Annotated in this window: 1 protein-coding gene; it reads left to right on the forward strand. The window is 41.8% G+C overall.

The genetic code is table 11. The features are described 5' to 3' along the window. Positions 1–244 (forward strand): hypothetical protein (locus SB749_RS20500; protein ID WP_410711932.1); only part of this gene is annotated, 244 nt, incomplete at both ends.

Genomic DNA, 244 nt, shown 5'->3' on the forward strand with positions numbered 1-244 from the left:
AGCAGGTATTGCTTATTACAAGCCTGAAATTGCTTTAAAAGCAGCTTTAACTTACCGTTCTGAAATCGATCATGATACTCAAATCTCTGAGTATTACCCACTAGCAGGTATCAGAACTGAAGCAGGCGCTTTACAGCAGGGTGCTACTGCAGAGCAGGCAGCAGCACTTAGAGTAGCAGCAGAAAATAGAAACAGTAAGTATGAAATCTCTACCCCTAAATCAGTCAACTTCGATTTCCAAACG

Origin of the sequence: Brevibacterium sp. SIMBA_078 (assembly GCF_046534565.1) — a bacterium.
Classification (GTDB): domain Bacteria; phylum Actinomycetota; class Actinomycetes; order Actinomycetales; family Brevibacteriaceae; genus Brevibacterium.